Consider the following 15,159-nt stretch of genomic DNA (forward strand, 5'->3'; position numbering starts at 1 on the left):
CCGCCGAACGCCCGAGGAGCGACACCCGTGCCGACGAACCGCACCGACCTGCTCTTCCCCGCCGAGCCGGGGCAACGCGCCCTGGCCCGGGAGCTGTACGCCCTGGCGGCGCGACAGCCGATCATCTCGCCGCACGGGCACGTGGACCCGGCGCTGCTCGCCGACGACCAGCCCTTCGGTGACCCGGCGCGGCTGCTGATCGTCCCGGACCACTACCTCACCCGGATGCTGCTCAGCCAGGGGGTGCGCCCGGCCGAGCTGGGCGTTCCGACGGTCGACGGCAGCCCGGTGGAGACCGACGGCCGGACGATCTGGCGGCGCTTCACCGACCACTGGCACCTGTTCCGGGGCACCCCGTCGCGGCTCTGGCTGGAGCAGACCTTCCGCGAGGTGTTCGACGTGCACACCACCCTCTCCCCGGCCACCGCCGACGAGGTCTACGACGCGGTCGCCGCCCGGCTGACCGAGCCGGGATTCCGCCCCCGGGCGCTGTTCGAGCGGTTCAACATCGAGGTGCTCGCCACCACCGAGTCGCCCCTGGACGACCTGGGCCGGCACGCCAAGCTCGCCGCCGACGGCTGGGGCGGACCGGGCGGTCGGGTGATCACCACCTTCCGCCCGGACAACGTGGTGGACATGGAGTTCGACAACTGGTCGGCCAACGTCGACCAGCTCGCCGAGGTCTCCGGTGAGGACACCGGCACGTACGCCGGGTTCCTGCGCGCCCTGCGCCAGCGGCGGGCGGCCTTCATCGCGGCCGGCGCCACCTCCTCCGACCACGGCCACCCGACCGCCCTGACCCTCAACCTCAGCGAGGCGGAGGCGGCGGCGCTGTACGACCGGGGCCGACGCGGCGAGGCCGACGCGGCCGACGCGGAGGCGTTCCGGGCGCACATGCTGGTGGAGTTCGCCCGGATGTCGCTGGAGGATGGCCTGGTCATGCAGCTGCACCCCGGCTCGGTGCGCAACCACAACAAGTGGCTGTACGCCACCCACGGCCGGGACGTCGGCGGCGACATCCCGCAGGCCACCGAGTACCTGCACGCGCTGACGCCGCTGCTGGACGCGTACGGCAACGACCCCCGGCTGACCCTGGTGGTCTACACCCTCGACGAGTACACCTTCAGCCGGGAACTGGCCCCGCTCGCCGGCGGGTACGCCGCCCTCTACCTCGGCGCACCCTGGTGGTTCCTGGACTCCCCCGAGGTGCTGCGCCGCTTCCGCGAGTCGGTCACCGAGTCGGCCGGCTTCTACAACACGGCCGGGTTCGTCGACGACACCCGCGCGTTCTGCTCCATCCCGGTACGCCACGACGTGGCCCGTCGGGTCGACGCGGCCTTCCTGGCCCGGCTGGTCGCCGAACACCGGCTGGCCGAGGACGAGGCGGCCGAGACGATCGTCGACCTGGCGTACCGGCTGCCGAAGAAGGTCTTCAAGATCGGGGTCAACTCATGACGGTCACCATCACCGGCGTCGACGTGCACGACGTGCGGTTCCCCACCGCGCGCACCGGCGACGGCTCGGACGCGATCAACAAGGGCGACTACTCCGCCACGTACGTGGAGCTGCGCACCGACGCCGGTGTCACCGGGGCCGGGTTCACCTTCACCAACGGCCGGGGCAACGAGATCACCTGCGCGGCGGTGCGCGCGCTCGCGCACCACGTCGAGGGGAGGACGGTCGAGGAGATCGCCGCCGACCAGGTGACCTTCTGGCGGTCGCTCAGCGCCGACGTGCAGCTGCGCTGGCTCGGGCCGGAGAAGGGCGTCATCCACATGGCCACCGGCGCGGTGGTCAACGCGGTGTGGGACCTGCGCGCCAAACTCGCCGGCAAGCCGATGTGGCGGTTCCTGGCCGAGATGTCGACCGAGGAGCTGGTCGGCAGCGTCGACTTCCACCACATCACCGACGCGCTCACCCCGGACGAGGCGGCCACCATCCTGGACAAGGGCCGCGACGGGATGGCCGACCGGATCGCCCTGCTGGAACGGGACGGTTTCCCCTCGTACACCACCTCGGTCGGCTGGCTGGGCTACCCCGACGACAAGGTGCGGGCGCTGACCCGCGAGGCGTACGCGGCCGGCTGGCGGGCGATGAAGATGAAGGTCGGCGGCCCGCCCGCCGACGACCTGCGCCGGGCCCGGATCATCCGGGCGGAGATCGGCCCGGACGCGCTGCTGATGATGGACGCCAACCAGGTCTGGGACGTCGACGAGGCGATCACCAACATGGCCGCGCTGGCCGAGGTGGACCCGTACTGGATCGAGGAGCCGACGCACGCCGACGACATCCTCGGCCACGCCCGGATCGCCCGCGCGGTGACCGAGCTGACCGGCGGCCGGTGCCGGGTCGCCACCGGCGAGGTGGCCGCCAACCGGGTCATCTTCAAGCAGCTGCTCCAGGCCGAGGCGATCGGCGTGATGCAGATCGACTCGTGCCGGGTCGGCGGGGTCAACGAGGTGCTGGCCGAGATCCTGATGGCCGCCAAGTTCGGGGTGCCGATCTGCCCGCACGCAGGCGGCGTCGGCCTCTGCGAGTACGTGCAGCACCTGGCGGTCTTCGACTACCTGCGGGTCGGCACCAGCCTGGACGGCCGGATGGTCGAGTACGTCGACCACCTGCACGAGCACTTCGTCGACCCGGTCCGCACCCGTGGCGGGCGCTACCTGCTGCCCACCGAGCCCGGCTACAGCGCCACCATGAAGCCGGCGTCGATCGCCGAGTTCCGCTTCCCGGAAGGCCCGGTGTGGAAATGACCCTGGGAACGTCCCAGCTGGGGCTGGGCACGCTGCGCCGGGTGCCCGAGGCGAGCCGGCCCCTGGTGCGTCCCGGGACGGTCCCGGCCGGCATCGTCCACCTGGGGCTCGGCGCGTTCCACCGGGCCCACCAGGCGGTCTACACCGAGGCGGCGGTGGCGCACTCCGGCGGCGACTGGGGCATCGTCGGCGTCGCCCCGCGCAGCACCGGGCTGGTCACCACCCTGGCCGCGCAGGACGGGCTGTTCAGCGTGACCACCACCTCCGCCGAGGGCAGCCACACCCAGGTGGTCGGCGCGTTCGCCGGGGTACGGCACGCGGCCAGCGACCCGGACGCGGTGGTCGCCCTGCTCGCCGACCCCCGGATCCGGGTGGTCACGCTCACCGTGACCGAGAAGGCGTACCAGCTCGACCCGGTCAGCGGGCGGCTGCGGCCGGACCCGGAGGTGGTCGCCGACCTGACCACCGACCGGCCGCCGTGCACCGTGCCGGGGCTGCTGGTGCGCGGCCTGCTCGCCCGGGCCGCCGCCGACGCCGGGCCGCTGGCCCTGGTGAGCTGCGACAACCTGCCCGCCAACGGCCACCGGCTGCGCGGCCTGGTGGAGCAGTCGCTGGCGTACGCCCGGGTGCCGGAGCGGGCGGTGGCGTGGGTCGCCGCGTGTGTCACCTTCCCGGGCACGATGGTGGACCGGATCGTGCCGGCCAGCACCGAGGCGACCCTCGCCGAGGCACGCCGGGCGCTGGGCGTGGCCGACCTCGCGGCGGTCGCCGCCGAGCCGTACCGGCAGTGGGTGATCGAGGACGTCTTCCCCGGCGGCCGGCCGGACTGGGGCGCGGCCGGCGCGGTGCTCACCGACGACGCCGGGTCGTGGGAGCGGCTGAAGCTGCGGGCGCTCAACGGGGTGCACTCGGCTGCCGCGTACCTCGGCGCGCTGGCCGGGCGGGAGACCATCGCCGACGCGCTCGCCCTGCCGCACCTGGAGCCGGTGCTGCGCCGGCTGGTCGCCGAGGACGTGGCGGCCAGCTTCACGCCGCCGGACGACGTCTCGGTGGTCGACTACGGCGACCAGGTGCTCGACCGGTTCGCCAACCCGGCGATCCGGTACCGCACCCTCCAGGTGGCGATGGACGGGTCGCAGAAGCTGCCGCAGCGCGTCCTGCACACCATCGGTGACCTGCGCGCGGCCGGGCGGGACGCCCGCTGGGCGACGCTCGTGGTGGCCGCCTGGATGCGGTTCGTCCGGGGTCGGGCCGACGACGGTGCGGCGCTGCCGCTGGACGACCCGCTGGCCGACCGGATCCGGGCCGCGCTCGCCGCGCACCCGGACACCCCCGCCGGGGTGGCCGACGCGCTGTTCGGGCTGACCGAGGTGTTCCCGGCCGAGCTGGGCGGCGACGAGGAGGTCCGGACGGCGGTGACCGGTTGGCTGACCGACCTGGATCGATACGGGGTGGCGGCGACCCTGGCGGGTGCGGCGTGACCGCTGCGCACCGCCCCGCGCCCGGGGCCGCCACGGACGGCGCGGACCGCCCCGCGCCCGGAGCCACGGCGGACGGCGCGGACCGCCCCGTACCCCGGGTGGCGGTGATCGGCGCGAACGGGCACGGACGCTGGCACCGGCGGGTGATCGCCCCGCTGCACGCGGCGGGGCGGCTGCGGCTGGTCGCCCTGGTCGACGTCCGCCCGGTGGAGCCCGACCCGGACGCGCCGGTGCCGGACGGCACGGGCGTCTTCACCGACCACCGGGAGATGCTGCGCGCGACCCGGCCGGACGTGGTGGTGGTCTGCACGCCCCCGCACACCCACCTGCCGATCGCCCGGGACGTGCTGACCGCCGGTGCGGACGTCCTGCTGGAGAAGCCGCCGGTGCTCTCCCCGGCCGAGCACGACGCGTTGAGCGCGGTGCTCGCCGAAACCGGTCGGGCCTGTCAGGTCGGTTTCCAGGCGTTGGGTTCGGTCGCGCTGGCCCGGTTGGTCCAGGCGGTGGCCGAGGGGCGGCTGGGCACCGTCCTCGGCATCTCGACGGTGGCGGCCTGGCAACGGTCGGACGGCTACTACGCCCGCGCGCCGTGGGCCGGTCGGCGGACGCTGCACGGCCGACCGGTGCTGGACGGGGTGCTGGCCAACCCGATCGCGCACGCGTGGATGCAGTGCCTGGCGGTGGCCGAGGCGATCGCCGGGCGGCCGGTGACCCCGACGGCGGTGGAACTGGAGCGGTACCGGGTCCGCCCGATCGAGGTGGACGACACCGCCGCGATGCGGGTGGAGTCCCGGGGCGCGCCGCCCGTCGTCGCGGCGGTGACCCTGGCCGGGGAGGACTTCGTCCGGGGCGAGGTGCTGGTGGAGGGCACCGCCGGCCGGGCGGTACTGGAGTACCCGACCGACCGGCTGCTGCTGCCCGGGGAGAGCGCACCGCGCACCGTGCCCGGCCGGGTCGGCCTGCTGGAGAACCTGCTCGACCACCGGGCGACCGGCGCGCCGCTGATCGCGCCACTGGCCCGGACCGCGCCGTTCACCGCGGTGCTGGAGGTGATCCAGCACGCCCCGGAGCCGGCGTTGCTCGACGGCGACCTGGTGACCGCCACCGGGGCGGGCCCGGACCGGGTGGTCACCATCCGTGGGGTGAACGCGGCTCTGCGGCGGGCGGCCGAGACGGGTGCGCTGCTGTCGGAGCTGGCGGTGCCGTGGGCGGTCGCGCCGACGCGGACCACGCTGGCGGAGAGGGAGGGCGGCTGAGGCGGGTGCCCCGGAGCAGGGCCCAGCCGCAATCGACTGCAAACGAGGGGTGACCGGGTTACCCGAAAAATGGGCGTGACCTCCGCGTTCCCGACGACGAGCGGTCGGGTGAATACCGCTTGCCGCAATTAACTGCAAAATAGCTGCATATTCTATTCATTGACTCTCTTGAGTGATTTTCCTTACTGTCGAATCATCGGTATTCCGCACGTGACGCGGAATCCGTCGCACGACAGACCACTTCGGAGAGTCCCATGCGCATTCGCATAACCGGGGCGGCCCTGGTCGCCCTCTCCCTGATCCTCGTCCCCGGCGCGGTGGTCTCCGCCGCACCGGATGGAACCTCCGTCCCCCGACACGTGGAGCGGTTCGCCCGCCAGACCCTGCCGGCCGGCGACGGCTGGGCCGCCGCCGGGCCCGGCACCACCGGCGGGTCGGCCGCCACCGCCGAGCAGGTGCATCTGGTGCGCAGCCGCGCCGACCTGGTCCGCGCGCTCGGCGGGGACAACGCCACCAACCGCACCAACGCCACCCCCAAGGTGATCGTGGTCGACGGGGTCGTCGACGGCTTCGAGGGCCCCGACGGCGACCTGCTCGACTGCGCCGACCTGGCCGACCCGGAGTACTCGCTGCCGGCGTACCTGGCCGCGTACGACCCGGCGGTGTGGGGCATGGTGCCGCCGACCGGGCCGCTGGAGGCCGCCCGGGTCCGCTCGGTGACCAACCAGACGAAGCAGACGCAGATCAACGTCGGCCCGAACACCACAATCGTGGGCCTGCGCGGGGCCACGCTGACCGGACTGACCCTGATGGTCGACACGGCCAGCAACGTCATCGTCCGGAACCTGACCTTCGACGACGCCCGGGACTGCTTCCCGGCGTGGTCGCCGACGGACGGCGCGGCCGGCAACTGGAACTCGCAGTACGACCAGATCTCGGTGCGGCGTAGCGAGAACGTCTGGATCGACCACAACACGTTCACCGACGGCGACAACCCGGACAGGGCCCAGCCCGTCCACTTCGGACGCCCCTACCAGGTGCACGACGGGTCGCTGGACGTCACGCACACCGCGAGCCTGGTCACCGCCTCGTACAACCGGTTCACCGGTCGGGACAAGCTGATGCTGATCGGCTCGTCGAACACGGTCGGCCCGGACGTCGGCCGGCTCAGGGTGACCCTGCACCACAACCTCTTCGACCAGGTGCTCCAGCGGCTGCCCCGGGTCCGCTTCGGCCAGGTCGACATCCACAACAACTGGTACCGGCTCGGTACGGGCTTCGACTACGCGATCGGCGTCGGCGTGCAGTCCGCGGTGTACGCGGAGAACAACCACTTCACCCTCGGCGCCGGGATCGCCGCCGCGGACCTGCTCCACGACTGGGGCGGCACCTCGATCACGGCCCGCGGCAACTGGGTGCACGCCCACCGGTCTCCGCCCGGCCCGGTCGACCTGGTCGCCGCGTACAACGCCACCCACGACCCTGACCTGGGCGCCGACGCGGGCTGGACGCCGACGCTGCGTACCGGTCGGCCGTTGCCGGCCCCGGTGGTCCCGATCGTGGTCGGCGCGCTGGCCGGCGCAGACCGGCTGCCGCTGTAGAAGCCACGGGTGGCGCGCGTCCGTCCCCGCGCGCCGCCTGCGGAAGGTGGGTCGCCACGTCCGCGCTCACGAGGCGACCCACCGCAACCCTTCCCCTACCACCACAGGAGGTTCCCGATGAACCGACTTCCGATCCGGGGTCGTCCGGCCGGACGCCTCGCGACGGCGCTCGCCGCCGGTGCCCTGGTCGCCGGCACGGTGCTGGTCACCACCTCGTCGGCGTGGGCCGACACCCTGCTCACCGACACCTTCGACGACGGTGACGCCAACGGCTGGTCGCGCTCGGGCGGGACCTGGTCGGTGGTCACCGACGGTTCGCCCGCGTTCCGGCAGTCCGGCACCAGCAGCGACGCCCGCGCCCTGGTCGGCCAGTCCACCTGGACCGACTACGGGGTGCAGGCCCGGGTCAAGCCGACCGCGTTCGCCGCCTCCACCCGGCACGTCGGGGTGATCGCGCGGGCGCAGAGCAGCAGCAGTTACTACGCCCTGGTCGCCACCGCCAGCGGAGGCGTGCAACTGGTCAAGCGCGCCGGTGGCGACCCGGTGGTGCTCGGCTCGGCCACCGCCGGCGTGACCGTGGGTTCCTGGTCGACGCTGCGGCTGGAGGCGGTCGGCAGCTCGCTGCGCGGCTACGTCAACGGCGCGCTGGTGGTGCAGGCCACCGACGCCGGGTTCGCCGCCGGCCGGGCCGGCCTGGCCACCGCGTACGCCAGCGCCACGTTCGACGACGTGGAGGTGGCCACCGCCACCGGGGCCCCGCCGACCGGCACCCCGACCGGCGGGCCGACGCCGACGCTCCCGCCGACCGAGCCCCCGATCGACCCGGGCGCACCGCCGATCGGCTTCGCCTCGGTCAACGCCCTGGGGCAGAACGGCACCACCGGCGGGGCCGGCGGCCCGACCGTCACCGTGGACACCGCCGGTGAGCTGCTCACCGCGATCGCCACGCCCGGACCGTTGACCATCAAGGTCAGCGGGATGATCGCCCTGCCCGGCCCGATGCACGACGTCACCTCGGACAAGACCATCATCGGGGTCGGCGCGACCTCGGGGATCACCGGCGGTGGGTTCAACATCGGCCTACCGGTCAGCAACGTGACCACCCCGCCGGCCGACGCCGTGCACAACGTGATCATCCGGAACCTGAACTTCCGGAACACCGTCGACGACGCGATCAACGTCCAGATGTTCTCCCACCACGTCTGGATCGACCACAACGACCTGTCGAGCGGCTACGACGGGCTGATCGACATCAAGCGCGGGTCGTCGTACGTGACCGTGTCGTGGAACCACACCCACCACCACACCAAGAACATGCTGCTCGGCCACGACGACAACAACGGGGCGCAGGACACCGGGCATCTCCGGGTCACCTACCACCACAACTGGTACGACCGGACGCCGCAGCGCAACCCGCGGGTACGGTTCGGCGACCCGGTGCACGTGTTCAACAACTACTTCGTCTACAACACCGACGTCGGGGTGGCCTGCCAGCTCAACTCGGGCTGCCTGGTCGAGGGGAACTACTTCGAGGACGTCGAGGTGCCCTGGTCGATCAGCTACTCCGGTTCCCGGGGGCGACTGGTCGCCCGGGACAACGTCCTGGCCGGCACCAGTGAGCCGGGGGACGCCGGTGGCACGGTGACCGAGCCGCGCACCTTCTACCCGTACCAGCTCACCGACCCGGCCAGCGTGAAGTCGGTCGTCATGGCCGGCGCCGGCACCGGAAAAATCAACTTCTAGGGATCCGGTGCGCCCGTCCCGGCGCACCGGCACCACGCGCCCGCCCGGCGCATCCGACCCACCGCGCCCGTCCCGGCGCACCCGGCCTCGGCGCACCACCCCGGCGGTCCCCCGTCGGACCCGGGGCCACCCCACCCCGAAGCATCGATCTTGATCGATGAATAGCCCGTCCTGGGCAGTCACACCACCACTAGGAGGTTCCGTGAACCGGACCGACACGCGGCGCAGACGACGCCGCGGTCTCCTGCTCGCGATCGGGTCCGCGCTCGGCGCGGTCACCCTCGCCCTCGGCATGGGCGCCACCGCCTACGCCGACACCCTCTTCTCCGACGACTTCGCCGACGGCAACTCCACCGGCTGGACCCCCTCCGGCGGGAGCTGGTCGGTGGCGTCGCAGGTCTACCGGCAGACCGGCACCAGCAGCGACGCCCGGTCGCTGGCCGGCTCGTCGAGCTGGACCGACTACTCCGTACAGGCGACGGTGAAGCCGACCGCGTTCAACGGCACCAACCGCTTCGTCGCGCTGCTGGCCCGGGCGCAGAGCAGCACCAGCTACTACTACCTGGCGTTGCGCAGCAACAACACCGTCGAGCTGAAGAGCCTGGCCGGTGGCTCCTCCACCACCCTGGACACCGCCAGCGTCCCGGTCTCCGCCGGGACCAGCTACACCCTCCGGCTGGACGTGGCCGGCAGCTCGCTCAAGGGCTACGTCAACGGCAACCTGCTCACCGAGGCGTCCGACACCCGCTACGCCAGCGGTCGGATCGGCGTGGCCACCTTCTACTCCAGCGCCGAGTTCGACAACGTACAGGTCACCTCGGGCGGCGTCACCCCGACCCCGACGCCGACCACGCCGACCCCCGGCCCGACCGGCAACCCGGGCACGAACGTCGCCGACGGCTGGGCGTCCGTGGACGCCTGGGGCCAGAACGGCACCACCGGCGGGGCCGGCGGGCCGACCGTCACGGTGACCACCGCGACGCAGTTCATCGCGGAGGCCGCCTCGACCGGGCCGAAGATCATCCAGGTCAGCGGGATGATCGCCCTGCCCGGCCCGATGCACGAGGTCACCTCGGACAAGACCATCGTCGGCGTCGGGGCGAACTCCGGCTTCACCGGCGGCGGTCTCAACATCGGCCTGCCGATCGACAACGCGGTCACCTCGCCGCCGGCCAACGCCGTGCACAACGTGATCATCCGGAACCTCAACTTCCGGAGCTGGGCGGACGACGCGATCAACGTGCAGATGTTCTCCCACCACATCTGGATCGACCACAACACCTGGACCACCGGCACGGACGGCGGCGTGGACATCAAGCGCGGTTCGTCGTACGTGACGGTCTCCTACAACCACGCCGACGGCACCGACAAGAACATGCTGCTCGGCCACGACGACGGCAACGCCGCCCAGGACGTCGGCCGGCTCAAGGTCACCTACCACCACAACTTCTTCGACAACACCCGCCAGCGCAACCCCCGGGTCCGCTTCGGCGACCAGGTGCACGTCTACAACAACTACTACCTGAACACCGGGGACTACGGCGTCGCCTCCACGGAGAACGCCGGGGTCATCGTCGAGGGCAACTACTTCGAGAACGTCGACGACCCGTACCACCTGGCCGAGGGCTCCTCCAGCGACGGCCGCCTGGTGGCCCGGAACAACTGCCTGGTCAACTCCAACGAGGGGCAGACCGGCGGCAGCGTCAGCAACCCGACGTACCAGTACACCGTCGGCACGGCCTGCGACCAGAAGGCCGTGGTCACCGCCCAGGCCGGCGTGGGCCGGGTCGGGCTGCCCGGCGACCCGAGCAACCCGCCCACCACCACGCCGCCGACCACTCCCCCGCCCACCACTCCCCCGGCCACCACGCCCCCGCCGACCAACCCGCCGACCGGCGACCTGGTCGGTTGGGCCACCCAGAACGGCGGCACCACCGGCGGGGCCGGCGGTCAGACGGTGACCGTCACCAGCGGCCAGGCCCTGGCCGACGCGCTGGAGTCGTCGTCCCCGCTGATCATCCGGGTGCAGGGCTCGCTCACCATGCCGGACGCGATGAACGACGTCCGGTCGAACAAGACCGTCCTCGGGGTCGGCAGCGCCACGCTCGACAACGGGCTCAACGTCAGCGGGGCCCGCAACGTCATCATCCGCAACCTCACCTTCCGGGGCTGGGACGACGACGCGATCAACGTCCAGGGCTCGACGAACGTCTGGATCGACCACAACACCTTCGATGGCGGCTACGACGGCGCGGTCGACGTGAAGCGGGAGTCCGACTTCGTCACCATCTCCTGGAACCGAGTCGTCAACCACACCAAGAGCATGCTGCTCGGTCACGACGACGGGCACACCGCCGACCGGGGCCACCTGCGGGTGACCTACCACCACAACTGGTTCGACGGGAGCAAGGAGCGCCACCCCCGGGTGCGCTTCGGCGACCCGGTGCACGTGTTCAACAACTACTACAACGGCGCGGACTACGGCGTCGCCTCCACCATGGGGGCCGGCGTGCTGGTCGAGGGGAACTACTTCGAGAACGTGACCCGGCCGACCGCCGTGGGCTACGCCGACTCGGGCCCGGGTGACCTGGTCCAGCGCAACAACGTCTTCGTCAACTCCGGCACGCCGGAGAGCGCCGGGGACGTCGCGGCCATCCCGTACCCGTACACCGTGGAGAACCCCAACGGGATCAAGGCGTCGGTCACGGCCGGCGCGGGCGCCGGACGGATCACCGTCTGACCGCCGGCGGGGTGGGTCTCCCGTCCCCCATCCCGCCCCACCGGGGCCACCGGCGACCTGCTCGCCGGTGGCCCCGGCCACTCCGTGTCCCGGCCGGGCTCTTTCGCCGATCCGCACCAGAGGTCCGTCTGATCAGCGTTACCCTAATTTTGACCGGTACGTGACGAAATCTCACCAGCCGCTCGCCGTGACTGACGGGGGTACGGGCATGCGCGGTCCGCTCTGGCGCAGACGCCTGTGGAGCCCACGGATGTCGGTGGCGAAGTTGACCCGCACGGTCGAAACCCGGGTCAGTGGCGAGGAACAGCAATGGCAGCGCGTCCGAGCCGACAGGCTGCCGACCCGCTCCCGCCGGTGGCCGCGGCACCCCTGGTGGACCGCCCTGGCCGTGGTGGTCGTGCTCGTCGTCGCCGTCTGTCTCGTCGCCCAGGTCCTCAACCCCCTCTACCACCTGTTCTTCCCGCCCCAGGGACGCCGGTGGCTCGGTGAACGACTGCCGGAACTCGGGAACCCCTGCGCCGGGGAGCGGCAGACACCCTGCACGACCCTCGCGCAGTTCTTCAGTCCCCTGATCGGCGCCGCCCTCGGTCTGGCCCTCTTCTACGTGCTCAGCAAGCAACGGGTCCACCGCTGGTACAACCGCCGGGCCCGGGCGTCGGCGACCGCTCTGGTGGCGACCGCCGATCCCAGCGTCGACCGGGTGGTCGGCCGCGACGAGCTCTGCGAGGTGCTCATCGAGCGGATCCGGGACCCGCAGGTGCGCTCGCCCGTCGTGCTCGTCGGTGGGGTCGGGTCCGGGAAGACCGCGATCATCGTCGAGTTGACCCGGCAGCTCGCCCGCCGCGGGATCGTGCCGGTACCGGTGCGGATGCGCGACGCCCGGCTCGCCGAGGACCTCACCTTCGAGGAACTGGCCAGGAGACGGTTTCAGGAACTGGTGGACGCCCAGTTGTTCAGCGACGGCTCCGGGACCCGGATCTGGCGGCACCTGCGGATGAGCAACCGGATCGCGGTGCTCGCCGACGGACTGCACGAGCCGTTCGGCCGGGACGAGGAACAGCGGGAGGAGAACGTGCTGCGGGAGGCGATCAGCCAGGCCGCCGAGGCACGACTACCACTGATCGTGACCTCCCGTCCGTACGACCCGCTGCGGGGCATGCGCGCGATCCTGGTCGGGTTGGAGCCGCTGGGCGAGGGGGCCGCGCTGGAACACGGGCTCGACGGCACGCCGGGAGCGGCTCCGTCCTCCTGGGCGAGGATCGTCGCCCTGATCAAGGCGGCGGACGTCACCGACTCCCCGTTCTTCCTGACCGTCATCCGCGCCCTGCACCGCAGCGACCGGTTGCCACGGCTGTCCCGGGCCGAGACCGGCGGGGTGGTCCGGCCGATGGACCGGTACGAGGCCCGGTGGCAGTTGCTCGACGCCTGGCGTGCCGCACTGCTCGACGGCACCCTCAAGAGGGACGTCAGCCGGAGCCGCGACGACCGGGCGGTCACCCTGGAAGTGCTGTCCGCCTTCGCGTGTCTGGCCCTGGTGCGCGGTACCAGTCACCTGGAGTACCAGGAGATGACCCGGGGCCACGACGCGGAACATCAGGCGATCCTGGACCGGCTGCACGACGGACTCGGCAACCGTGTGCAGACCAACGTCCTGGACCACATCACGCACGCCTTCGTCGAGGGCGCGGAGTGGGCGGTCGTGGACGTCCGCCGGACCGAGGCCCAGTTCCTGCACGGCGTCGTCCAGGCCTACCTGGGCATGCGGTACCTCACCGACCCGAAACTGCTGGGCCGGCTGCTGGGGAGCCTGATCACGTCACGACGCAACCCGGAGGCACTGATCGCGTTGACCCTCCTCTCCCGCCACCTGGCGGCCCAGCGGAGCGACCGGCCGCCCCTGGCCGAACGCCTTCCGCTCGCCCCGCGCGAGGAACCGGTCGCCCGGCTGGTCCGGCACCTGCGGGAGAAGGCGAGGTCGGAGAAGGACCTCTGCTGGCGGTTCGAGTTGTACGCCGCAGCAGTGGAGAGCGACACCAGCGCCCGCCGGCCGGTGCACGCCGATCTGCTCCGGGAGATCGCGGAACAGTGGGAGGGCACCGGGAGCGGGCACGTTCCCAACCGACCGGCCAACCAGGCCCGGCTCCAGCTCGTCCGCCGGATCGGGGACGCCGCGCGACTGATCGTCGACCGCGCACGGACGTGCCGGACCGAACGGGGTGTCCGGGCCGACCGGGCCGGTCCCGAACCCAACTACGCCGCCTTCTTCCGACTGGCCAGTCGGGAGGGTTCGTACCGGGTCCGGCTCGCCGCGGCGCGGGAGATCGGCCTGGGCGGCCGGGAGGCGGTGCGCTGCCTGCGTCAGGTCGGCGGCCTGGGCCCCGAGGAGATGCCGCGCAGTACCACCGCCGACCGCCGGTCGGAACATGTCACCTACTGGGAGCAGCAGCTACGGGGCTGGATCCTGCCGTTGCTCTACCAGTCCGCCCACCAGGACACCGAGGAGACCCCGCTCGGACCGACCCCGGAGATCACCCAGGTGGGGGGTGACCTGCGGAAGTGGCTCCGCGCGTTGGAGGGGTACCACCCCGCGCGGCCGGAGCACTACTTCCCGATCACGTCGGAGATCGCGTTCGCCCAGGGTTTCCGGCTGGCCGCGAACATCCGCCGGCCCCTGGTCGGTCGCACCCCGTCCAACCGTAGCTTTCTCGTCGAGAAGGCGGAGCGGACGTTGGCCCACTCCCGGTTCTGGTACAGCCAACTGGTGCTGCTCCAGGCACTGACGCTCTTCTCCCTGCCCGTCGACCCGGCCGAACCGCTGCCCCGCCGGGAACACGGCGCGAACCCGTACGGCCTGGTGCGGCACTGGTTGCGGATCGCCGGTCAGGCGGTGCGGGGACGACCGCCCGGTCCGCCGCACCCCTTCCTGATGGAGGCTGGCCGACTCTGCGTGCGCGCCCTGCTCAGTCGCCGGCCGGAACGGTACTGCTGGATCGACGAGCGTGAGACCTCCAGCCGGGTCGGGTCGAGCAGCACGGTGGCGGAGGTGCGCCGGGAACAGTCCCTGTGGATCCCCGACTCGAGCGGCTGGAGTGTCCTCACCCCGCATGCCCAGCGCCTCCTGGCCGACGTCATGCTGCTGCTGAACCTCGCCGACCGGGGCGACCTGCTCATCGACCGGGAGGACCGGCTGACCCGCGCGGACCGCGCCGACCTGCCGCCCTGCCTGACCAACGACCGTCGCCCGCTGCGGCCCGACCGCACGCTGGAGTCCTCCGAGTCCTGCTCTCCGGGGGCCACCTGCCTGGACGACTGCCCGTTCCGGCTCTGCCCGCTGCCGGCCGAAGGTGAACCGCAGCCGCACGAGCTGGACCAGAACTTCTGTGCGCGGCAGGCGGACCTCACCTCACCGCGCTACCTGCTCAGCGCCCGGTCGCCCTGGCAGAACACGTCCCGCTCGCAGCTGCGCCAGTTCTGGCGTCGCATGTCCGAGCGGCAACTCCCGGAGTGGCGACGCTGAGCACCGTGCCCGCAGGCCGGGGACGCACAGTCAGGGCGGTACGGACGGTGGGTGATCGGCTATAA

Annotated in this window: 8 protein-coding genes; all 8 read left to right on the forward strand. The window is 72.2% G+C overall.

Annotated elements, in window-relative coordinates:
- Positions 1 to 27: 27 nt before the first annotated feature.
- On the forward strand, positions 28 to 1,455 hold the full coding sequence (uxaC, locus tag IGA62_RS28980; RefSeq protein WP_145817501.1) for a glucuronate isomerase: 1,428 nt from the start codon (positions 28 to 30) through the stop codon (positions 1,453 to 1,455).
- Positions 1,452 to 2,756: an enolase C-terminal domain-like protein gene (locus IGA62_RS28985; RefSeq protein WP_145817499.1), complete on the forward strand. Its 1,305-nt coding sequence runs from the start codon at positions 1,452 to 1,454 to the stop codon at positions 2,754 to 2,756. The genes uxaC and IGA62_RS28985 overlap by 4 nt, the downstream gene beginning before the upstream one ends.
- Positions 2,753 to 4,237, forward strand: a complete 1,485-nt coding sequence (locus tag IGA62_RS28990) for a mannitol dehydrogenase family protein (RefSeq protein WP_145817497.1) — start codon at positions 2,753 to 2,755, stop codon at positions 4,235 to 4,237. Before IGA62_RS28985 ends, IGA62_RS28990 begins: the two co-directional genes overlap by 4 nt.
- Positions 4,234 to 5,493 (forward strand): Gfo/Idh/MocA family protein, encoded by a 1,260-nt coding sequence (locus IGA62_RS28995; protein WP_332838452.1) that lies wholly within the window; start codon positions 4,234 to 4,236, stop codon positions 5,491 to 5,493. Before IGA62_RS28990 ends, IGA62_RS28995 begins: the two co-directional genes overlap by 4 nt.
- Positions 5,494 to 5,747: 254 nt before the next feature.
- A complete protein-coding gene (locus IGA62_RS29000) occupies positions 5,748 to 7,094 on the forward strand; it encodes a pectate lyase family protein (RefSeq protein ID WP_145817495.1) in 1,347 nt (448 codons plus the stop codon).
- 117 nt (positions 7,095 to 7,211) lie between these two features.
- Positions 7,212 to 8,837: a pectate lyase family protein gene (locus IGA62_RS29005; RefSeq protein WP_145817493.1), complete on the forward strand. Its 1,626-nt coding sequence runs from the start codon at positions 7,212 to 7,214 to the stop codon at positions 8,835 to 8,837.
- Positions 8,838 to 9,039: 202 nt separating this feature from the next.
- Positions 9,040 to 11,577 carry a pectate lyase family protein gene (locus tag IGA62_RS30450; protein ID WP_232624817.1) on the forward strand — a complete coding sequence of 846 codons (2,538 nt, stop codon included), beginning with the start codon at positions 9,040 to 9,042 and terminating at the stop codon, positions 11,575 to 11,577.
- Between the two features lie 250 nt (positions 11,578 to 11,827).
- Entirely contained in the window at positions 11,828 to 15,094 is a 3,267-nt protein-coding gene (locus IGA62_RS29020) for a hypothetical protein (RefSeq protein ID WP_145817489.1), read from the forward strand.
- Positions 15,095 to 15,159: the final 65 nt, after the last annotated feature.

Origin of the sequence: Micromonospora sagamiensis, assembly GCF_014680085.1 — a bacterium.
Lineage (GTDB): Bacteria > Actinomycetota > Actinomycetes > Mycobacteriales > Micromonosporaceae > Micromonospora > Micromonospora inyonensis.